This window comes from Streptomyces sp. NPDC048383, assembly GCF_040651775.1.
Taxonomy (GTDB): domain Bacteria; phylum Actinomycetota; class Actinomycetes; order Streptomycetales; family Streptomycetaceae; genus Streptomyces.
This window is the reverse complement of sequence record NZ_JBEZKS010000004.1, coordinates 1-20083: the sequence shown is the minus strand read 5'-3', so window position 1 is coordinate 20083 and position 20083 is coordinate 1. Positions and strand designations below refer to the sequence as shown.

Sequence of the window (20083 nt, the reverse complement as noted above, 5' to 3'; positions counted from 1 at the left end):
GTTCAGACTCCGGCGGTCGCGGGGGCGTCGGACAGGTCGGCGGGCGAGGCCAGATGGCCCAGCACCGCGGTGGCCGCGGCCACCTGCGGGGAGACCAGGTGGGTGCGTCCGCCCTTGCCCTGCCGGCCCTCGAAGTTGCGGTTGGAGGTGGACGCGGAGCGCTCACCGGGGGCCAACTGGTCGGGGTTCATGCCCAGGCACATCGAGCAGCCCGCGTGCCGCCATTCGGCGCCGGCCTCCTTGAAGACCTTGTCCAGGCCCTCCTCCACGGCCTGGAGCGCGACGCGCACCGAGCCGGGGACGACCAGCATCCGTACGCCGTCGGCGACTTTGCGGCCCTCGACGATCCCGGCGACGGCACGCAGGTCCTCGATGCGGCCGTTGGTGCAGGAACCTACGAAGACGGTGTCGACCTTGATGTCCCGCAGCCGCTGGCCGGCGGTCAACCCCATGTATTCCAGGGCCTTTTCGGCGGCGTACCGCTCCGAAGCGTCCTCGTACGAAGCCGGGTCGGGGACGTTGGCCGACAGCGGCGCGCCCTGGCCGGGGTTGGTGCCCCAGGTGACGAACGGGGCCAGCGTCGTGCCGTCGATGACGACCTCGGCGTCGAAGACCGCGTTGTCGTCGGTGCGCAGCGTCTTCCAGTACTCGACGGCCGCGTCCCAGTCCGCCCCCTCGGGGGCGTGGTCGCGGCCCTTGAGGTAGTCGAAGGTGGTGGCGTCGGGGGCGATCATGCCCGCGCGGGCGCCGGCCTCGATCGACATGTTGCAGATGGTCATGCGGGCTTCCATCGAGAGCTGCTCGATGGCCTCGCCGCGGTATTCCAGGATGTAGCCCTGGCCGCCGCCGGTGCCGATCCTGGCGATGATCGCCAGGATCAGGTCCTTCGCGGTGACGCCCTCGGCCAGCGCGCCGGTGATGGTGATCGCCATCGTCCTGGGGCGGGCCAGCGGCAGCGTCTGGGTGGCCAGCACGTGCTCGACCTGGCTGGTGCCGATGCCGAATGCCAGCGCGCCGAAGGCGCCGTGCGTGGAGGTGTGCGAGTCGCCGCAGACCACCGTGGTGCCCGGCTGGGTCAGCCCCAGTTGCGGGCCCACGACGTGGACGACGCCCTGCTCGACGTCGCCCAGCGAGTGCAGGCGTACGCCGAACTCGGCGCAGTTCTTGCGCAGCGTCTCCAGCTGGGCCCGGGAGACCGGGTCCGCGATCGGCTTGTCGATGTCGATGGTGGGGGTGTTGTGGTCCTCGGTCGCGATGGTGAGGTCGAGGCGTCGGACCTTGCGGCCGGCCTGGCGCAGACCCTCGAAGGCCTGCGGGCTGGTCACCTCGTGCAGCAGGTGCAGATCGATGAAGAGGAGGTCGGGCTCGCCTTCGGCGCGCCGGACGACGTGGTCGTCCCAGACCTTCTCCGCGAGTGTCCTACCCATCGCTTTCCCTCCGGCCGGCCGGTTGTGCCGGCGCTTCATAGAGACCTGGTGCGCCTGATCGCCCGCACCCCCCGCGCGGATCGACGGCTCGGACCCAGTGGTTCGTGGACCCGCACATACAGACTCGCCTGTTCTTGGAAAAATTGAACTTGCGTTTCACAGTGTGAGACGCGAATATCGTTTCATGGACAACTCTAGCGGCGTCGGCGTTCTCGACAAGGCAGCTCTGGTATTGAGCGCACTGGAGTCCGGTCCGGCCACCCTCGCCGGGCTGGTCGCGGCGACAGGGCTCGCACGACCCACGGCACATCGCCTTGCCGTGGCACTGGAACACCACCGCATGGTGGCGAGGGACATGCAGGGCCGGTTCATCCTCGGCCCGCGGTTGGCAGAACTTGCCGCCGCGGCCGGCGAGGACCGTCTGCTGGCCACGGCCGGACCGGTGCTCACGCACCTCCGTGACGTGACGGGTGAGAGCGCGCAGCTCTACCGTCGTCAGGGCGACATGCGCATCTGCGTGGCAGCGGCGGAACGACTGTCGGGCCTGCGGGACACCGTCCCGGTGGGCTCCACCCTGCCCATGAAGGCGGGTTCGGCAGCGCAGATCCTGATGGCCTGGGAGGAGCCCGAGCGGCTCCACCGCGGCCTGCAGGGCGCGCGCTTCACGGCCACGGCCCTGTCGGGCGTACGACGCCGCGGCTGGGCCCAGTCGATCGGCGAGCGGGAGCCCGGTGTGGCCTCCGTCTCCGCGCCGGTGCGCGGGCCGTCGAACCGCGTGGTGGCCTCCGTATCGGTCTCCGGCCCGATCGAGCGCCTGACCCGCCACCCGGGGCGCATGCACGCCCAGGCCGTCATCGACGCGGCCGCCCGCCTGACGGAGGCCCTGCGCCGCTCCAGCTGAGCACCCCCGGTCCGAAGGACCTCCCTCACCCATCCCCCCGGGTCCGGGGGCGCGTACGACGCCGCACACGTCCGAACTCGCGCCTCCGGGCCCGCACTTGTCCGCTGGCCGGACGGGTGGGCGGGTGGCCGGGAACGGCGAAGAGGCCCTCCGCGATGATCGCGGAGGGCCTCTTCCTCATGTACCCCCGACCGGATTCGAACCGGCGCTACCGCCTTGAGAGGGCGGCGTGCTAGGCCGCTACACAACGGGGGCCTGTTTACTGCGGTACTGCGCTGGGCTACCAGGACTCGAACCTAGAATAAGAGAACCAGAAACTCTCGTGTTGCCAATTACACTATAGCCCAAAGGTCTAGACCAACTAGACACCGTACCCCCGACCGGATTCGAACCGGCGCTACCGCCTTGAGAGGGCGGCGTGCTAGGCCGCTACACAACGGGGGCCCTAGCGATCCTGCATCAAAACATCCGGGTGCGACCCTGGAGATCTCGCGGGAAGGATCTGTACCCCCGACCGGATTCGAACCGGCGCTACCGCCTTGAGAGGGCGGCGTGCTAGGCCGCTACACAACGGGGGCAAGCACTGCGTCACTACTGAACTGCGCTGGGCTACCAGGACTCGAACCTAGAATAAGGGAACCAGAAACCCTCGTGTTGCCAATTACACTATAGCCCACCAAAACTCAAGACCCTGAGGGGCTTTCGTTCGGTTAGCGCCTCCGGCCCGGCCTTTCGGCCCGCTCGGGCGGCGCAGAAAGAACATTACCGGATGCCTGACCGTGCTCCAAAACGGGTATCGGCGGCCAGTAGCCGCAGGAGCCCGTCGAGTCCCGTGATCCGGTGCACGCCGTCGGGTCCGGAACCACGGCCGCCGTCCCGGTCCAGCCAGACGGCCGCGAGCCCGGCGTCGTGGGCGCCGCGGGCGTCGATCTCCGGCTCGTTCCCCACGTAGACCACCTCGTGCGGCTCCAGGGCCAGCTCCGCGCACGCCGCGCGGAAGGCGCCCGCGTCGGGCTTGCTGATGCCCAGCTCGGCGGCGCAGACCAGGACCTCGAAGCGGTCGCGCAGCCCGAGGTGGCGCAGCTTGGGGTCCTGGTTGGCCACGGAGGAGTTGGAGAGCACCCCGTGCCGGTGGGTGGTGGCCAGGGCGTCCAGCACGGGCACGACGTCCGGGAAGAGCGCCCAGGCGCCCCGGTAGTGCTCCACGTACCGTGCGAACCAGTCGTCGGCCTCGGCGTCGCTCATCGCGGGGAGCCCCGCGAACTCCCGCACCCGGTCCCGGCGCTGCCCCTGGAAGGTTCCGTGCCCCGCGGCGAAGCGGTTCCAGTGCCGCTCGGTGATCCGCCGCCACCGCGCGAGCGCCTCGTGCGGGGCCCCGTACCGTCCGGCGGTGCCCTCCGCGAGCAGGTGCGCGGCCAGTCCGGCCCGGTCGGCGCTCGTGTAGTCGAAGAGGGTGTCGTCGATGTCCCACAGCACGGCGCGGATCGGCATGCGGCCGAGCCTACGCCGGGGCGCCCGGCCTCGGGAGGGCAACGGGGAAGTACGACCGGGAACGCCGCGGGGGCGACGGCCGGCGCGGCCGTCGCCCCCGCGGGGGTGGTGCGGGTCAGGCGGTGAGCTTGGCCAGGGTGGCGTCGATGCGGGCCAGCGAGCGCTCCTTGCCCAGGATCTCCAGGGACTCGAAGAGCGGCAGGCCGACGGTGCGGCCGGTCACGGCGACGCGGACGGGGGCCTGGGCCTTGCCGAGCTTGAGGCCGTGGGCCTCGCCCGCGGTCAGGACGGCCTGCTTGAGGGCCTCCGGGTCGGACCAGTCGGCCGTCTCCAGGTTGGCGCGGGCCGTGGTCAGCAGGGCCGCGGGCTCTCCCTTCATCGCCTTGTCCCAGGACGCCTGGTCCTCGACGGGCTCCCGGCGGAAGAGGAAGTCCACGTTCGCGGTGATGTCCGACAGGACGGTGACGCGGGTCTGGGCGTGCGGGGCGATGCGGGCCCACGCCTCGGCGTCGAAGTCCTCGGGCGCCCAATTGGCGTGCGGGGCCGTGAGCCAGGGGGCGCAGGCGTCCGCGAAGTCCTTGGGGTCCAGCTGCCGGATGTGGTCGGCGTTGATCGCCTCGGCCTTCTTGAGGTCGAAGCGGGCCGGGTTGGCGTTGACGTCCGGGATGTCGAACTTCGCCACCATCTCCTCGATCGAGAAGATGTCCTGGTCCTTGGAGAAGGACCAGCCGAGCAGCGAGAGGTAGTTCAGCAGGCCCTCGGGCAGGAAGCCGCGCTCGCGGTAGAGGTTGAGCGAGGACTCCGGGTCGCGCTTGGAGAGCTTCTTGTTGCCCTCCCCCATGACGTACGGCAGGTGGCCGAACTCGGGGACGGCCTTGGCGACGCCCAGCTCGATCAGTGCCCGGTAGAGCGCGATCTGGCGGGGGGTGGAGGACAGCAGGTCCTCGCCGCGCAGGACGTGGGTGATCTCCATCAGCGCGTCGTCGACCGGGTTGACCAGGGTGTACAGCGGGGCGCCGTTGGCCCGGACGATGCCGAAGTCCGGGACGTTCTCCGGGGTGACGGAGATCTCGCCGCGGACCAGGTCCGTGAAGGTGATCGTCTCGTCGGGCATCCGGAAGCGGACGATCGAGGCGCGACCCTCGGCCTCGTACGCGGCCTTCCGCTCCGCGGTCAGCTCGCGGCAGTGGCCGTCGTAACCGGAGGGCTTGCCGGCCGCGCGGGCGGCGTCGCGCCGCTGGTCGAGCTCCTCGGTGGTGCAGTAGCAGCTGTAGGCGTGGCCGCCGTCCTGGAGCTTCTTCGCGACGTCCGCGTAGATGTCCATGCGCTGCGACTGGCGGTACGGGGCGTGCGGGCCGCCGATCTCGGGGCCCTCGTCCCAGGTGAAGCCGAGCCAGCGCAGCGAGTCGAGCAGCTGGTCGTACGACTCCTCGGAGTCGCGGGCCGCGTCGGTGTCCTCGATGCGGAAGACGAACGTGCCGCCGTGGTGGCGCGCGAACGCCCAGTTGAACAGGGCGGTGCGGACCAGGCCCACGTGGGGGTTGCCGGTCGGGGAGGGACAGAAACGTACGCGGACGGGTCCGTTAACCACGCTTGATCACCTTGTTGGTGAGAGTGCCGATGCCTTCGATGGTGACGGCGACCTCGTCGCCGACGTTGAGGGGGCCGACTCCGGCCGGGGTCCCCGTGAGGATGACGTCGCCCGGGAGCAGGGTCATGGCCTCGCTGATGTGCACGATCAGGTCCTCGATGGAGCGGACCATGTCGCTGGTGCGGCCGAGCTGGCGTTGTTCGCCGTTGACGGTGCACTGGATGGTCAGGTCGCTCGGGTCGAGGTCGGTCTCGATCCACGGGCCGAGGGGGCAGGAGCTGTCGAAGCCCTTGGCCCGGGCCCACTGCTTCTCGCGCCGCTGCACGTCGCGGGCGGTGACGTCGTTGGCGCAGGTGTAGCCGAGGATCACGTCCTTGACGCGCTCCTTGGGGACCTCGCGGCACATGCGGCCGATGACCACGGCGAGTTCCGCCTCGTGGTGGAGGTCCTGCGAGAAGGGGGGGTACGTGATCGGGTCGCCGGAGCCGACCACCGAGGTGGAGGGCTTGAAGAAGGTGAGGGGCGGTTCGAGCGCGCCCTGCTCGTCGACGAGGGAGTTCCCGAGCTCCGCCGCGTGCTCCGCGTAGTTGCGGCCGACGGCCACGATCTTGTTCGGGAGCACGGGCGGCAGCAGCCGGACCTTGGCGAGCGGGACCTTCGTGCCGGAGAGCTCGAAGTCCGCGAACGGGATGCCCTTGATGATGTCGAGGACGAGCTCGCCCTCGGCGCCGGGGGCGGCATCGCCCTCGACCGCGCCGAAGGCGACGTTGCCGTCGATCGAGAACCTGGCGATGCGCACGTGTTGCGTCTGCCCCTCTGTATGTCCGCTTGCTGGAGTCTGCGGACTCCAGGCTAACGCGGCGGGCGGGGGCGTTCGGCGCTCCGTACCCGGGGGACTACGGCGCGGCGACCGCGACCGGGGCGTCCATCAGGATCGTGCGGCGGGGGTTCGCGGTCTGGGCCGGCAGCTCGACGGAGTGCTCCGGGGTGGCCGGGGCCGCCTGCAGCTCCTCGGCGTCCTCGAGGTGCGCGAGGGTGGTGCGGCGGGGGTTGGCTATGTTGCGGAACAGCATCGTCGTCTTCATCGGAGTCCGGGGCCCTCGGTTCGGTCGTGGTGGGTGGTGGTTGTGTGATGCGCCAACCTTGGCGCCAACCCTTCAATGGGCAAGGCTAAACATCTGAATCCCCGGCTGAACCGGGAAGTAATGGCCATGGGCGTGTGAGTTTGCTCACCAATGACCGGGCATTCCCGGCATACCAGACAGTGGATTCCGACCGACCAATCGGACATTGCGCCACTGAATGCGCCATTCCGCTCCTGATCATCAGGACTGGGACACCTTGCCAGGCGCGAGCTTTGATTGGCGTAAGTCCGGTTCGTCCCGGTAGCGGGTCCACGTCGCGTAGCGTTCCTGTCACGTGCCGTGACGGCTCGCCGGGGCGACACGCGCACCTTGTTGGAGATCCCCCACTGTGCTGGAATTCGCGGGACCGCCGCGGGAATCAGCCGGCGCGCAGGTGGCGCGAGACAGCGCCGAGCGCGGTGGCAACGGAGAGGGAGACGCGCCGGTCACCGACGACCACCATGGGGCCGTCAGTGCCCCAAGACTCGACACCGTCCCACCGCTCACCCGGCGGGGCGCCTGGTCCAGAGGTTGCGACGCTAGTGCAGGGACGATTCAAGAGGGATGGCAGCGCTGCGGCGGAGCAGGAGCCGCGCGGCGGGACCGACCGTGGCTCCTCGCCCCAGCACGCCCAGAACCGCGGGCCGGCTGTCGAAGGAGCGGGACCCGATGCCTCCGCTTCGGTGAAGGCGAAGGGACGCGGAAAGTCGGGCAAGCCCGGTAAGGCCGTCAAGGCCAAGCCCAAGGGCAAGCTCGACGCGCCCCAGCCGGCGGCCGAGGCGATACCGAAGGCTCCCGGGCCCGGTTCCCGTCTCGCCATGCAGAACTGGCGCATCAGCACGCGACTGGTGTCGCTGCTGACCCTGCCGGTCGTCGCCGCCACCACGCTCGGTGGCTTCCGCATCAACGACTCGATGAACGACATCTCGCAGCTGGAGCACATGCAGCTGCTGACGACGATGACCCGGCAGGCCACCAACCTGGCCGCCATGCTCCAGGAGGAGCGGGACAAGTCGGCCGGTCCGATGTCCGTCGCCAAGGACGGCAAGACCAACAGCCTCGTCGAGGGCGTCCGCGACCAGACCGACGCCGCCGCCATCGCCTTCACGGCGGCGACGGAGAAGGTCAACAACACCAAGGACCAGGACGAGACCCTCCAGTCGATCCGCAGCAACATCCTGCAGATCGCGCGCCAGCTGACCGGCATCGAGGACATCCGCAAGAAGGCGTACGCCAACGGCGCCCAGCAGACCGTCACCGAGTACAACGCACTGATCACCTCGCTCCTCTCGCTGTCGCAGGACATGGCCCAGGCCACCTCCAGCCCCGAGATGATCAAGCGCACCCGCGCCCTGGCGGCCTTCTCGTCCGCCAAGGAGTACGCCTCCATCCAGCGCGCGGTCATCGCCGCCTCGCTCCCCGAGAACGGCGCCCAGCCGGGCAAGTTGGAGGAGAACGACCGCCTCTACGCGCTCTCCGCGCTCCGCGGTGAGAGCCAGTCCCGGAAGGCCTTCGACGTGGCCTACCAGGGCAAGGCGGAGGACCTCCTCGCCTCGCTCGGGGACGGCAATTCGGAGATCGGCACCGCGGACCACTACGCCCGCCGCGTCCTGACCACCCCGGGACAGCTCGGCAAGGAGAAGAACCGGTCCTGGATGGACTGGTACGACGCCGACGACACCAAGCTCCAGGCGATGAAGGTCATCGAGCTGACGCTGCTCGAGGACATGGAGCAGAAGGCCCGCGAGCTCAAGAGCGAGTCGCAGCAGGACGCCATCATCAACGGTGCCCTGATCCTCCTCGTCCTCGGTGTCTCCCTCGTCGGCGCCTTCGTCATGGCCCGGTCGATGATCCGCTCGCTGCGCCGCCTGCAGGACACCGCGACGCGCGTCGCCCAGGACCGTCTGCCCGAGCTCGTCAAGCAGCTCTCCGAGTCGGACCCGCAGGACGTGGACACCTCCGTGGAGTCCGTCGGTCTGCACACCCGCGACGAGATCGGCCAGGTGGCCGCGGCCTTCGACGACGTGCACCGCGAGGCCGTCCGCCTCGCCGCCGAGCAGGCCCTCCTCCGGGGCAACGTCAACGCGATGTTCACCAACCTCTCGCGCCGCTCGCAGGGCCTCATCCAGCGTCAGCTCTCGCTCATCTCCGAGCTGGAGTCGCGCGAGGCCGACCCGGACCAGCTGTCCTCGCTCTTCAAGCTCGACCACCTCGCGACCCGCATGCGCCGTAACGGCGAAAACCTCCTCGTCCTCGCGGGTGAGGAGCCGGGCCGCCGGTGGACCCGCCCCGTCCCGCTCGTCGACGTGCTCCGCGCCGCGGCGTCCGAGGTGGAGCAGTACGAGCGCATCGAACTCTCGTCGGTGCCCGGCACCGACGTCGCCGGCCGCGTCGTCAACGACCTCGTCCACCTGCTCGCCGAGCTGCTGGAGAACGCCACCTCGTTCTCCTCCCCGCAGACCAAGGTCAAGGTGACCGGTCACGCGCTGCCCGACGGCCGCGTGCTCGTCGAGATCCACGACACCGGCATCGGCCTCTCCCCCGAGGACCTGGCCGCGATCAACGAGCGCCTCGCGGCGCCGCCGACCGTGGACGTCTCCGTCTCCCGCCGCATGGGCCTGTTCGTGGTCGGCCGCCTGTCCCTGCGACACGGCATCCGCATCCAGCTGCGCCCCTCCGACTCGGGCGGTACGACGGCTCTCGTCATGCTGCCGGTGGACGTCGCCCAGGGCGGCAAGAAGCCGGCTCCGATGCCGGGCCAGGGCGGCCCGGGATCCCAGGGCAACGCCGGCGGCACGGGCGGTCCCGGCGCGGGTGGCCCCGGTGGTCAGGCTTCGATGGCCGGTGCGGGTACCCGTCCCCCGGTCGGCGCCGGGCCGCAGCGCGGTCAGGTCGCCGGTGGCGGACAGCGCCCCGCGCTGCCCGGCCAGGGCGGTGGCCCCGGTCAGCAGCAGCGCCCCCAGGGGCAGGGTCCGGGCCAGGGTCAGGGCCCGCAGGGCGGTCGCCCGCAGCAGGGCGGCCCCTCGGCTCCGACCGGCCAGGGTCAGGCGGCCTTCGGCAGCGGTGGCCCGCTGCCCACGCGCGGCCCGTCCGGCGGCCCGCAGGCCCGTCCGGCGGCGCCCCAGTCCTCCGGGCCCGGCGCGTTCGCCCAGGGCAACGGCTTCGAGCGGCCGCAGGCGCAGCAGCCCCAGCAGGGCCGTCAGCAGGGCCAGTTCCAGCAGGGTCAGCAGCCCGGACAGCAGCAGCCGCAGCAGGCCGCACAGCAGCAGCCCGGCGGCCAGCAGCCCGCCGCTCCGGTCCAGCGCAAGCGGCCGCAGCTGCCGCCGCGCGGCGGCGCCCCCCGTGCGGAGCTCCCGGGCACCGGCGCTTCGCCCGCCGGGATCCCGCAGTCCGCCAGCTGGGGCTCCGCCCAGGGCGGCCACGAGGTCCCGCGCGGCCACGACGAGCTCTCGGGCCCCGGCTCGACCTCCGAGTTCGCTCGCCCGGACTACAACGCCCCCTACCCGCCCCAGGCCACCGGCGGCAACCCCGCCAACAGCACGACCGGCCAGTTCGAGCGTCCCGACGTACGGGGTCCCCTGGACCCGTCCACCACGGGACAGTTCGAGCGCCCGCAGCTGGGCGGCCCCCTCGACCCGGCCTCGACGGGCCAGTTCGCCCGTCCGGTCCCGCCCCAGCAGCACGCTCCGGCACCGCTGCCCGGCGGTCCGGGTGTCGGTGGCTACGGGCAGGAGCAGCAGCAGCCCGGCGGTTACGCGCCGGCGCCCCTCCCGGTTCAGCGTCCCGACGCGCCCCGGCTGCCCCAGACACAGCCCGAGGCCCTGCCGCCGGCGCAGCCCGCGAGCGGTCCGGGCCGCAGCCCGATCTTCGACACGCTGGAGTCGAACTGGTTCCGCGAGGAGGGCGAACAGCCCGCCGCGCAGGCACCGGCCGTACCCCAGCAGCAGGCACAGGCTCAGCGCGGCACGGAACTCGCCGCCGAGCCCGCCGCGGCGGTCACCGGCACCTCGCCGACCGTCAGCTGGCGCTCCTCCCCCAACGACGAGCTGATGCGGCAGGCCGAGCGCGTCCGTCAGCCCGCCGCCGGAGGGATCACGACGTCGGGGCTGCCCCGCCGGGTACCGCGGGCGAACCTCGTGGCCGGCACCGCGCAGCAGCAGGCCGAAGCCCAGGCGGGCCCGCAGGTTTCGCGTGCTCCGGACGACGTCCGTGGCCGTCTCACCAACCTCCGACGCGGTATCCAGCAGGGGCGCCAGGCCGGCACCACCGGCCCCGCGACCGGCAGTTACCACATCGACCCCACTTACCAGCAGGAGCGTTAGTTGAGTTCGATGAGCCAGGCGGCACAGAACCTGAACTGGTTGATCACCAACTTCGTGGACAACACCCCAGGGGTGTCCCACACGGTGGTGGTTTCCGCCGACGGACTCCTTCTGGCGATGTCCGAAGGATTCCCCCGTGACCGCGCCGATCAGCTGGCGGCCGTGGCCTCCGGTCTGACGTCGCTGACCGCCGGTGCCTCCCGCATCTTCGAGGGCGGCCCCGTCAACCAGACCGTCGTGGAGATGGACCGGGGATTCCTCTTCCTCATGTCCGTCTCGGACGGCTCCTCGCTGGCCGTACTCGCGCACCCCGAGTGCGACATCGGCCTCGTGGGCTACGAAATGGCCCTCCTCGTGGACCGCGCGGGCAGCGTCCTCACCCCGGACCTGCGCGCCGAGCTCCAGGGAAGCCTGCTCATCTGACTGCACATCCCCCGGCCGGACGGTACTTCCGGCCGGGGGAACCGGGACCCCACCCCCGGTACCCAGTACCCCCGACAGGCCGTCATCACGTCCCCCCACCGGCCGCCCCGTCAGACGGCACGCTGACCACTGCTGTCCAGCCCGGAGGATCAATGACCCCGCCCCCCGCCTATCCCGATGCGTACGGAGATTCGTACTCGGATGGCGACCAGCCGCTGGTACGTCCGTACGCGATGACCGGTGGCCGGACCCGTCCGCGCTACCAGCTCGCCATCGAGGCGCTGGTCAGCACCACGGCCGATCCGATGCACCTGTCCGGCCTGCTGCCGGAGCACCAGCGCATCTGCACGCTCTGCCGTGAGGTGAAGTCGGTCGCGGAGGTCTCCGCACTGCTGTCGATGCCGCTCGGTGTCGCCCGGATCCTCGTCGCCGACCTGGCCGAGGCCGGAATGGTGGCCATCCACCAGCCGGGCAATGGAGAGGCCGGCGGAACGCCGGATGTAACGCTGCTCGAGAGGGTTCTCAGTGGACTTCGCAAGCTCTGACGGTGGAGCGGCTCCTCGCTCCACCACCTCCGCGAAGATCGTGGTCGCGGGCGGCTTCGGCGTGGGCAAGACCACGTTCGTCGGCGCGGTCTCCGAGATCAACCCGCTGCGCACCGAGGCCGTGATGACGTCCGCGAGCGCGGGCATCGACGACCTCACCCACACCGGTGACAAGACGACCACCACGGTCGCCATGGACTTCGGCCGCATCACCCTGGACCAGGACCTGATCCTGTACCTCTTCGGTACCCCGGGTCAGGACCGCTTCTGGTTCATGTGGGACGACCTGGTGCGCGGCGCCATCGGCGCCATCGTGCTGGTCGACACGCGGCGCCTGGCGGACTGCTTCCCCGCGGTGGACTACTTCGAGAACAGCGGCCTGCCGTTCGTCGTCGCCCTCAACGGCTTCGAGGGACACCAGCCGTACACGCCGGAGGAAGTCCGCGAGGCCCTGCAGATCGGCCCGGACGCCCCCATCATCACCACCGACGCCCGGCACCGCGGCGACGCCAAGAGCGCGCTCATCACGCTCGTCGAGCACGCCCTGATGGCGCGGCTCAAGTAACACGATTCCGCACGCCGTGCACCGGGGCGGGCTGTGTCCTACGACACGGCCCGCCCCTGTCGTTCATAACGTTTCGACAGAGAATTATCGGGGGCGTGCGCACAGGGTGCGTTCGTCCGGTACCGCTGCGCGCACATATGGCCCGGTTTTTGCCGCAGCTCGCTCTTTATGTCCGGTTTATGTGGGGCTCAAGGCTCTGTGAATCGCCGATTTCAACTGTTTGGAACACGGCCGTCAACCGTGCTGGAATTCAACGAACTAGCTAGTAGCACCGCCGAGAGGTTGTTGGTCGAGTGAGGCGAAGCAACTCGAGCCCCGCGGATGAACCCGCGCGCGGCAACTTCACCCCGCCGCCGCGCGCGGCCACGTCATCCGTCGACGTGCCCGTGGACCCACCCACGAGCGGCGGTAGCACCAGCAAGCTGTCCCCCCGCAACTGGCGCGTACCGACCCGTCTGAACGCCATCCTCCTCGTACCCGTCCTCGTCGGACTGGTCATGGGCGGTTTCCAGGTCAAGGGTTCGGTCGACAGCTGGAACGAGGCGAAGGACGCCGAGAAGACCGCGCGCATCGTCCAGGCGGCTGCCGAGTACGGCCAGGCGCTGCTCAACGAGCGCGACCTGACCGCCGAGCCGCTCCTCAAGGGCGACCGCAACAGCGAGGTCGTGTCGAAGGCGTACGCCGCCACCGATGCCGCCAAGGCCAAGTTCGCGACGGCCGCGAAGGACCTGCCCTCGAAGCAGGGCCTGGAGCGCCGGCTGGAGCTCTTCCGCCAGGAGGAGCCGAAGCTGGAGCAGGTCCGCAAGACCGCCTACGCGGTGCCCGAGTCGGCGAAGAAGAACCTCCCGGCCTCGGCGGGTCCCATCCCGACCGAAGAGGGGTACGTGCTGGTCCAGCACTACCTCATGCAGTTCTCCAACGAGCTCGGCCTCGGCACCGGCAACGTCACCAGCTACGGCCGCATGGTCTACGCGATCGAGCTGGCGAAGGCCGCGAACTCCCTCCAGCGCTCGGTCGGCACGCACCTGCTGGTGCGTCCGAACGAGAACGAGGAGGTCCGCAAGGCCCAGCTCGTCGCCTTCTCCTCCTACGCCTACCTCGAAGAGATAGCCATCGGCGAGTACGTCGCCGCCGGTACCGACGAGGAGACGAACCGGCTCAAGGAGGTCATGGGCAAGAAGTCCCAGGAGGGCGCCGCCAAGCTCGCGCAGGCCAAGCAGGCCGCCGAGCAGTCCGGCGCCGCCTTCAAGGCTCCGCCCGTGGTCAACGGCTCCCCGCTGGTCGGCATGACCGAGGCGATAGCCGGCGGCGACAAGAACACGAAGCTGGCCCTGAACGGCACCACGCCGGCCGCCTGGCAGGCCGCCTCCACGGCCAAGTTCGACGGTTACGCCGAGATCGAGAAGGAACTCCTCGAAAAGGCCGTCGACGACGCCGTCGCGGTCTCCGACGAGTCCCGCGGCGACGCCATCCTGACCGGCGCGATCGTGGTCGTGGCCCTGCTCGCCGCCTTCATCCTGGCCGGCATGATGGCCCGCCAGATGGGCCGTGCGATGCGCCACCTGCGCAGCTCGGCCTTCGACATCGCCGAGCAGCGCCTGCCGATGCTCGTCGACCAGCTCTCGCGCACCGACCCGGGCAAGGTCGACACCCGTGTCGCGCCGATCCCGATCAACTCCCAGGACGAGATCGGCGAGGTCGCCCGCGCCTTCGACCAGGTCCACCGGGAAGCGGTCCGGCTCGCCGCCGAGCAGGCGCTCCTGCGAGGGAACGTCAACGCGATCTTCACGAACCTCTCCATGCGCAACCAGTCGCTGATCGAGGGCCAGCTGACCCTCATCACCGACCTGGAGAACAACGAGGCCGACCCGGACCAGCTGGAGAACCTCTTCCGCCTGGACCACCTGGCCACCCGCATGCGCCGCAACGGCGAGAACCTCCTCATCCTCGCGGGTGAGAACCCGGGCCGCCGCTGGGACCAGCCGGTGCCCCTCGTCGACGTGCTGCGCGCCGCCTCCTCCGAGGTGGAGCAGTACGAGCGCATCGAGCTCTCCGGCGTCTCCGAGGCCGAGATCCACGGCCAGGCCGTGACCGACCTCGTGCACCTGCTGGCCGAGCTGCTGGAGAACGCCACCACGTTCTCCTCCCCGCAGACCAAGGTCCGGGTGAACGCCACGCGTCTGCCGGACGGCCGCGTCATGGTCGAGATCCACGACAAGGGCATCGGCCTCACCGCCGAGGACTTCGCGGACATCAACCACAAGCTGGCCAACCCGCCGACCGTGGACGCCGCGATCTCGCAGCGCATGGGTCTGTTCGTGGTCGGCCGGCTGGCGGACCGCCACAGCATCCGCGTCCAGCTGCGTCCCTCGGGCGAGGCCGCGGGCACCACCTCGCTGGTCATGCTCCCGGACGCGATCACCCACGGTGGCGGTGGCGAGGGCATCCCGGACGACGACTTCACGGTCTCCTCGATGATTCCGGAGCAGAAGTCCCAGCAGGCCGCCCCGCTGCGCACCGCCGCCGAACTCGGCTTCGACGACTCGGCGTACGACCGCCAGGGCGACCGCAGCGCCGACGCTGCGCCCGCGGACCCCGTCGTACGGTCGCTGGGCCGCGAGGAGCGCCGGGCCGCGCTGGAGGCTCAGGTCGGCTTCCCGCAGGGGCAGGCCGAGTACCCGTCCCAGGACTATCCGGAACCTCAACCGGAACACGGCTACCAGCCGTACCAGGGCTACGAGGAACCGGCCGCGCAGGGCTACCAGAACACCTGGGACGCTCCGCAGCAGCCGGTGGGCCAGGAGGCCTACCCGGACCAGGCATATGCCTATCCGGAGGTCGGCTACCAGGACCCCCAGCAGCCCGCCCCGTCGTACGAGGGTGGCTACGAGGACCAGTCCCAGCAGGGCGAGTGGCCCCAGCAGAACACCTATTCGGGCTCCTACCAGCAGAGCTACGGGACCGAATCGGAATCGACGTCCGCTCCCGAACCGGCCGCGGAGCGCGTAGGCTTCGACCGTCCGGGCGCCGCTGCCGACACCGGTCACCAGATGACCGGAGCGGGCCTGCCGCGACGCGGCAGCCAGCAGCAGTGGCAGCCGGCGAAGCAGGAAGCGGAGTCCACCGGATCTCTCTTCGAGCAGCGGCCGCAGCGTCAGCAGCAGCCCGCCGAACCGAAGCGGGCCCCGGAGGAATCCGAAGGCACCGAGTCCTGGCGCTCGACGAACGACGAGCGCTGGCAACAGGCCGGCAAGCTCCGTGAGCCGAAGGCGGGCGGGGTCACCCCGTCCGGTCTCCCTCGGCGGGTGCCCAAGGCCAACCTGGTCGAGGGTGCTGCGGAGACGACTCCGCAGGGCGGCCCCCAGGTCTCCCGCGCACCGGAGGACGTCCGTGGCAGGTTGAGCAACCTGCGGCGTGGTGTCCAGCAGGGACGCAACGCGGGATCCGAGCAGTCAAGTAACAGCTATGACCAGGAGCGTTAGTGTGAGCCCGATGAGCCAGGCGGCACAGAACCTGAACTGGTTGATCACCAACTTCGTGGACAACACCCCAGGGGTGTCGCACACGGTGGTGGTCTCCGCCGACGGACTCCTTCTGGCGATGTCCGACGGATTCCCGCGCGACCGCGCCGATCAGCTGGCGGCCGTGGCCTCCGGTCTGACGTCGCTGACCGCCGGTGCTTCCCGCATCTTCGAGGGTGGCGCCGTCAACCAGACCGTCGTGGAGATGGACCGCGGGTTCCTCTTCCTCATGTCCGTGTCGGACGGTTCCTCGCTCGCGGTGCTCGCGCACCCCGAGTGCGACATCGGCCTCGTGGGCTACGAGATGGCCCTCCTCGTGGACCGCGCGGGCAGCGTCCTCACCCCGGACCTGCGCGCGGAGCTCCAGGGAAGTCTTCTCAACTAGCAAACAAGCAGTGCGTTTCGCGTCACCGCACCATAGGGTGCGGTGGCGCGGTTCCACAGGGAGTACTGCGTTCTTGGAGTCGGAGGAGGAAACGTGACAACACCCGGAGGACATCCTTATGGCGGCGCGCAGCAGCCGCAGGGTGGGCACGACCAGAACCGCTTCAACTTCCCCTCCGCTCCCAGCCGGCCCGTGCCGGAGCACAACCCGTACCAGCAGTACGGCCAGCCCCAGCAGCCGCAGCAGCCTCCGCAGGGCCATCGGCCCTCGCAGAGTCCCATGCGGTCCTCGCAGCCCCCGGCTCCGAAGGCGCACAACCCGCTGGTGCGTCCGTACGCCATGACCGGCGGCCGTACCCGGCCGCGCTACCAGCTCGCCATCGAGGCGCTGGTCAGTACCACGGCCGATCCCGCGCGGCTGCAAGGGCAGTTGCCCGAGCACCAGCGCATCTGCCGCCTGTGCCAGGAGATCAAATCCGTCGCGGAGATCTCGGCACTCCTCTCCATTCCTCTTGGTGTCGCCCGAATCCTCGTCGCCGACCTGGCGGAGGCGGGCCTCGTCGCCATCCACCAGCCCGGCGGCGACGAGTCCGCGGGCGGCCAGCCAGATGTGACACTGCTCGAAAGGGTGCTCAGTGGACTTCGCAAGCTCTAACGGAGGTTCTGCCGGAGGAGCACCGCGCTCCACCACCTCCGCGAAGATCGTGGTGGCGGGCGGCTTCGGCGTGGGCAAGACCACGTTCGTCGGCGCGGTCTCCGAGATCAACCCGCTGCGCACCGAAGCCGTCATGACCAGCGCCTCCGCGGGCATCGACGACCTCACCCACACCGGTGACAAGACGACCACCACGGTCGCCATGGACTTCGGCCGCATCACCTTGGACCAGGACCTGATCCTGTACCTCTTCGGTACCCCGGGTCAGGACCGCTTCTGGTTCATGTGGGACGACCTGGTGCGCGGCGCCATCGGCGCGGTCGTGCTCGTGGACACGCGCCGTCTGGCGGACTGCTTCCCCGCGGTGGACTACTTCGAGAACAGCGGCCTGCCGTTCGTGATCGCCCTCAACGGCTTCGACGGGCACCAGCCGTACACGCCGGAGGAAGTCCGCGAGGCCCTGCAGATCGGCCCGGACGCCCCCATCATCACCACCGACGCCCGGCACCGCGGCGACGCCAAGAGCGCGCTCATCACGCTCGTCGAGCACGCCCTGATGGCCCGCCTGCGGTAGGCGCTCCGCCCGGTCGTTTCACCCGGGACGCCGGGAACCCGTGACGGGTTCCCGGCGTTCTCTCCTTCTGACGGAGGGGGGTAGGCGTGAGCGCCGAGGTCGCGGCCATCAATCTGGGCAGGGTGCTGGCCACCCGCGCGGTGTCCTTGTGGCTCGCGCCACGCCGGTGTGCGCAGGAGGCCGACTCCTCCATGGCGGACCTGATTCGCTTCCGCGTACCGGGGCTGCGCCATCAGCGGGGCCTGGAGCGACAGTTCGAGGACATGGCCGATGCCGTGGCCGCGCGCCTGGAGCCGCTGCTGGCGCACGAGTTCCGCGGACTTCCCGACCACGAGCGCCGGGCGGCGCTCGACGGCGTCTCGGACACCTTCGTCCGCGCCGACCTCTCCGACGCGGCGGTCATCGGCGCGGACGCCGACCCGTCGGAGCCGGCCCGGGCGATCCGCGGCGCCGTCCCGGCCCCGGCAGGGCTGTCCGAGGCGGCTGCCGCCTTCCACGAGGCCCTGTTCGCCGAGTCCGTCGACTGCTACGTACGGATCCTGAAGCACCTGCCGGTCTTCACCGAGCGGGCCGTCACCGAACTGCTGGCCCGTACCACGACCTTGGCCGCCGAGGTGGCCCGCGCGCTGGACCGCCTGCCCGTCCGCTCGCTGTACGCGCCCGAGGGCGCGGGCGAGGACGAGGCGTTCCGGCGGGAGTACCTGGAGCTCATCAGCGGGACGTTGGACGAGGTGGAGCTGCAGTCCCTGGCCGCGAGCCCGCTGATGGCCGCGCTGCTGTGCGCGCTCCACCTGGAGCGACGTCGGCAATTGCCCCGCAGTCGGATGGAGTTGTACCGGACGGCGTTGGAGATCCTGCTGCACCGGCGGGACACGGAGCGGGGCGTCCCGGGCGACCTCGTCGTCCCGTTGACCCTGGCGGACAAGCTCCTGCTGCTCCAGGACCTGGCCTGGCGGCTGTCGGACAACAACCGCAGCGAGATCGCCCGGGACCGGGCCGCCGAGCACGTGCGCGGCGCGATCTCCGCGATGCGGCACCTGGAGGGGGCGGACGGGGCGGCCGTACTGGACCACCTGCTGGTGCGCTCGGGCGTGCTGCGGGCGCCGGCCGAGGACCGGGTGGACTTCGTCCACCGCAGTTTCCAGGAGTACCTGGCGGCGGCCGAGGCGGCCTCGGAGGACCGCATCGGCAACCTGGTGGAGCCTGGCTCTCGCTGACGCACGCCGCCCAGTGGCACGCGATGCCGCTGCTGGCCCATGCCCGGCGGATCGCGGTGCACCACCCCCTCACCCGAGGCCTGGGGGCGTTCGTGGAACTGGGGCCGCTGGAGAGGCTGTCGGTGACCGATCTGCGGGAGGACGCCGACCTCGCGCCCGTGGCCTCCCTCACCGGCCTGACGGCGCTCGACGCCTGGGGCAACGTACCGCTGCGCGACGTAGGGCCGCTACGCGAGTTGCCGGACCTGGAGTTCCTCCAGCTCCTGAACTGGAGCACCTGCCCGGCGCCGGACGAGATATCGGACGTCCCGAAGCTGCGTGGCCTGTCCCTGGGACGGCTCCCCGCGGATGTCGGACTCGACTCCCTCCGCCTCGGCGTCCGCCTGAGTCGGCTGGTGCTCCAGGGCGAGGGCACACCGCGCGGCTTCCGGCCTCGACCGGCTGGAGCGCCTGACCGGTCTCACGCTGTTCGGCTACGACCTGCGGGATTGGCTCCCGCGTCTGGAGAGCGGGCCCCCGCACCTGGAACAGCTGGTCCTGCACGGCTGCACGCTGCCCGAGGACCTGAGCGGCCTCGGTGTGCTCGGCTGCCGGACGCTGCGGCTGTCCGGGTGCCGGACGGCCGACGGCCGCCCGCCGCCTCGACTCGGTGCCGGAGGGCATCAAGGTCAGGAGCGGCTGAGCGGCCGTCGGGACGAGCGGGGTGCGTACCGCGCCGGGTCAGCGCCAGCTGTGCGGGGCCTGGAAGCCCCGGCTGCGCTCCAGGCGCCGCCAGCCCGCCGGGGGGCGGGGGATGTTGACGGCCTCGGGGGTCGCGGCGGCGCGGGCGAGCAGGATCGCGGTGATCGCGGCCAGCTCCTCGGGCTCGGCGTTGCCCTTCTCGACCTTCAACAGGGTGTCGGTGGCAATGCTCATCGGTGGCATGTCTCCTTCGTTTACTGCGGCGGGTTGCCGTGCTTGCGCGACGGCAGGTCGGCGTGCTTGGTGCGGAGCATCGCGAGCGCGCCCGCGAGGACCTCGCGGGTCTCGGCGGGATCGATGACGTCGTCCACGAGACCGCGTTCGGCCGCGTAGTACGGGTGCATCAGCTCGGCCTTGTACTCCTTGACCATGCGCGCGCGCATCGCCTCGGGGTCCTCGGCGTCCGCGATCTGCTTGCGGAAGATGACGTTGGCGGCGCCGTCGGCGCCCATCACCGCGATCTCGTTGGTGGGCCAGGCGTAGGTCAGGTCGGCCCCGATGGACTGCGAGTCCATGACGATGTACGCACCGCCGTACGCCTTCCGCAGGATCAGCGAGATCCGCGGCACGGTCGCGTTGCAGTACGCGTACAGCAACTTCGC

At 70.5% G+C, this 20083-nt stretch carries 17 protein-coding genes and 5 tRNA genes; 10 read left to right on the top strand and 12 right to left on the bottom strand.

Translation table 11 applies throughout. The features are described 5' to 3' along the window. Positions 1–2 precede the first annotated feature (2 nt). Complete coding sequence (gene leuC, locus AB0D46_RS04920) at positions 3–1427, bottom strand: 3-isopropylmalate dehydratase large subunit (RefSeq protein WP_362875859.1); 1425 nt, start codon at positions 1425–1427, stop codon at positions 3–5. Positions 1428–1611: 184 nt separating this feature from the next. On the opposite strand from leuC, the gene ndgR reads away from it, so the two are divergent. Continuing rightward, positions 1612–2328 carry an IclR family transcriptional regulator NdgR gene (gene ndgR / locus AB0D46_RS04915; RefSeq protein WP_112450208.1) on the top strand — a complete coding sequence of 239 codons (717 nt, stop codon included), beginning with the start codon at positions 1612–1614 and terminating at the stop codon, positions 2326–2328. A 182-nt stretch (positions 2329–2510) separates the two neighbouring features. Here the strand turns inward: ndgR and AB0D46_RS04910 are convergent. The 9 genes from AB0D46_RS04910 to AB0D46_RS04870 form a co-directional block, all read right to left on the bottom strand. Then, a tRNA-Glu gene (locus AB0D46_RS04910) sits at positions 2511–2583 on the bottom strand. Between the two features lie 20 nt (positions 2584–2603). Further along, positions 2604–2675, bottom strand: a tRNA-Gln gene (locus AB0D46_RS04905). Positions 2676–2699: 24 nt separating this feature from the next. Further along, positions 2700–2772: transfer RNA gene (locus AB0D46_RS04900), tRNA-Glu, on the bottom strand. A 61-nt stretch (positions 2773–2833) separates the two neighbouring features. Beyond that, a tRNA-Glu gene (locus AB0D46_RS04895) sits at positions 2834–2906 on the bottom strand. A 26-nt stretch (positions 2907–2932) separates the two neighbouring features. Further along, a tRNA-Gln gene (locus AB0D46_RS04890) sits at positions 2933–3004 on the bottom strand. A gap of 86 nt (positions 3005–3090) precedes the next feature. After that, positions 3091–3819, bottom strand: a complete 729-nt coding sequence (locus AB0D46_RS04885; RefSeq protein WP_362875858.1) for an HAD family hydrolase — start codon at positions 3817–3819, stop codon at positions 3091–3093. A 115-nt stretch (positions 3820–3934) separates the two neighbouring features. Continuing rightward, on the bottom strand, positions 3935–5410 hold the full coding sequence (gene gltX / locus AB0D46_RS04880; RefSeq protein ID WP_362875857.1) for a glutamate--tRNA ligase: 1476 nt from the start codon (positions 5408–5410) through the stop codon (positions 3935–3937). Next, positions 5403–6209: a fumarylacetoacetate hydrolase family protein gene (locus tag AB0D46_RS04875; RefSeq protein WP_362875856.1), complete on the bottom strand. Its 807-nt coding sequence runs from the start codon at positions 6207–6209 to the stop codon at positions 5403–5405. Before AB0D46_RS04875 ends, gltX begins: the two co-directional genes overlap by 8 nt. A gap of 97 nt (positions 6210–6306) precedes the next feature. Continuing rightward, positions 6307–6495: a hypothetical protein gene (locus AB0D46_RS04870; RefSeq protein WP_362875855.1), complete on the bottom strand. Its 189-nt coding sequence runs from the start codon at positions 6493–6495 to the stop codon at positions 6307–6309. A gap of 581 nt (positions 6496–7076) precedes the next feature. On the opposite strand from AB0D46_RS04870, the gene AB0D46_RS04865 reads away from it, so the two are divergent. The 9 genes from AB0D46_RS04865 to AB0D46_RS04825 all read left to right on the top strand — a co-directional run bounded on the left by AB0D46_RS04865 (position 7077) and on the right by AB0D46_RS04825 (position 18740). Next, a complete protein-coding gene (locus AB0D46_RS04865; protein WP_362875854.1) occupies positions 7077–10856 on the top strand; it encodes a nitrate- and nitrite sensing domain-containing protein in 3780 nt (1259 codons plus the stop codon). 9 nt (positions 10857–10865) lie between these two features. Further along, a complete protein-coding gene (locus tag AB0D46_RS04860; protein ID WP_150207164.1) occupies positions 10866–11279 on the top strand; it encodes a roadblock/LC7 domain-containing protein in 414 nt (137 codons plus the stop codon). A gap of 152 nt (positions 11280–11431) precedes the next feature. Then, entirely contained in the window at positions 11432–11824 is a 393-nt protein-coding gene (locus AB0D46_RS04855; protein ID WP_215149806.1) for a DUF742 domain-containing protein, read from the top strand. Further along, entirely contained in the window at positions 11805–12389 is a 585-nt protein-coding gene (locus AB0D46_RS04850) for an ATP/GTP-binding protein (RefSeq protein ID WP_362875853.1), read from the top strand. The genes AB0D46_RS04855 and AB0D46_RS04850 overlap by 20 nt, the downstream gene beginning before the upstream one ends. Positions 12390–12682: 293 nt before the next feature. Beyond that, positions 12683–15871 carry a nitrate- and nitrite sensing domain-containing protein gene (locus tag AB0D46_RS04845; protein WP_362875852.1) on the top strand — a complete coding sequence of 1063 codons (3189 nt, stop codon included), beginning with the start codon at positions 12683–12685 and terminating at the stop codon, positions 15869–15871. Between the two features lie 10 nt (positions 15872–15881). Then, positions 15882–16295: a roadblock/LC7 domain-containing protein gene (locus AB0D46_RS04840; RefSeq protein WP_030037347.1), complete on the top strand. Its 414-nt coding sequence runs from the start codon at positions 15882–15884 to the stop codon at positions 16293–16295. Positions 16296–16388: 93 nt separating this feature from the next. Next, positions 16389–16949 carry a DUF742 domain-containing protein gene (locus AB0D46_RS04835; RefSeq protein ID WP_362875851.1) on the top strand — a complete coding sequence of 187 codons (561 nt, stop codon included), beginning with the start codon at positions 16389–16391 and terminating at the stop codon, positions 16947–16949. Continuing rightward, positions 16930–17523: an ATP/GTP-binding protein gene (locus tag AB0D46_RS04830; protein WP_319192543.1), complete on the top strand. Its 594-nt coding sequence runs from the start codon at positions 16930–16932 to the stop codon at positions 17521–17523. Before AB0D46_RS04835 ends, AB0D46_RS04830 begins: the two co-directional genes overlap by 20 nt. An 86-nt stretch (positions 17524–17609) precedes the next feature. Next, positions 17610–18740, top strand: coding sequence for a hypothetical protein (locus tag AB0D46_RS04825; RefSeq protein ID WP_362875850.1), 1131 nt, complete (start codon positions 17610–17612; stop codon positions 18738–18740). Between the two features lie 720 nt (positions 18741–19460). On the opposite strand, the gene AB0D46_RS04820 is transcribed toward AB0D46_RS04825, so the two are convergent. Then, complete coding sequence (locus tag AB0D46_RS04820) at positions 19461–19655, bottom strand: acyl-CoA carboxylase subunit epsilon (RefSeq protein WP_362875849.1); 195 nt, start codon at positions 19653–19655, stop codon at positions 19461–19463. 20 nt (positions 19656–19675) lie between these two features. Further along, the coding region (locus AB0D46_RS04815) for a carboxyl transferase domain-containing protein (protein ID WP_362875848.1) at positions 19676–20083 on the bottom strand (408 nt) is incomplete at its 5' end.

What these genes read in the sequence shown, in the direction of transcription:
- leuC (WP_362875859.1), bottom strand. Translation starts at nt 1,427, where the DNA reads ATGGGTAGGACACTCGCGGAGAAGGTCTGGGACGACCACGTCGTCCGG.
- ndgR (WP_112450208.1), top strand. Translation starts at nt 1,612, where the DNA reads ATGGACAACTCTAGCGGCGTCGGCGTTCTCGACAAGGCAGCTCTGGTA.
- AB0D46_RS04885 (WP_362875858.1), bottom strand. Translation starts at nt 3,819, where the DNA reads ATGCCGATCCGCGCCGTGCTGTGGGACATCGACGACACCCTCTTCGAC.
- AB0D46_RS04870 (WP_362875855.1), bottom strand. Translation starts at nt 6,495, where the DNA reads ATGAAGACGACGATGCTGTTCCGCAACATAGCCAACCCCCGCCGCACC.
- AB0D46_RS04860 (WP_150207164.1), top strand. Translation starts at nt 10,866, where the DNA reads ATGAGCCAGGCGGCACAGAACCTGAACTGGTTGATCACCAACTTCGTG.
- AB0D46_RS04855 (WP_215149806.1), top strand. Translation starts at nt 11,432, where the DNA reads ATGACCCCGCCCCCCGCCTATCCCGATGCGTACGGAGATTCGTACTCG.
- AB0D46_RS04840 (WP_030037347.1), top strand. Translation starts at nt 15,882, where the DNA reads ATGAGCCAGGCGGCACAGAACCTGAACTGGTTGATCACCAACTTCGTG.
- AB0D46_RS04820 (WP_362875849.1), bottom strand. Translation starts at nt 19,655, where the DNA reads ATGAGCATTGCCACCGACACCCTGTTGAAGGTCGAGAAGGGCAACGCC.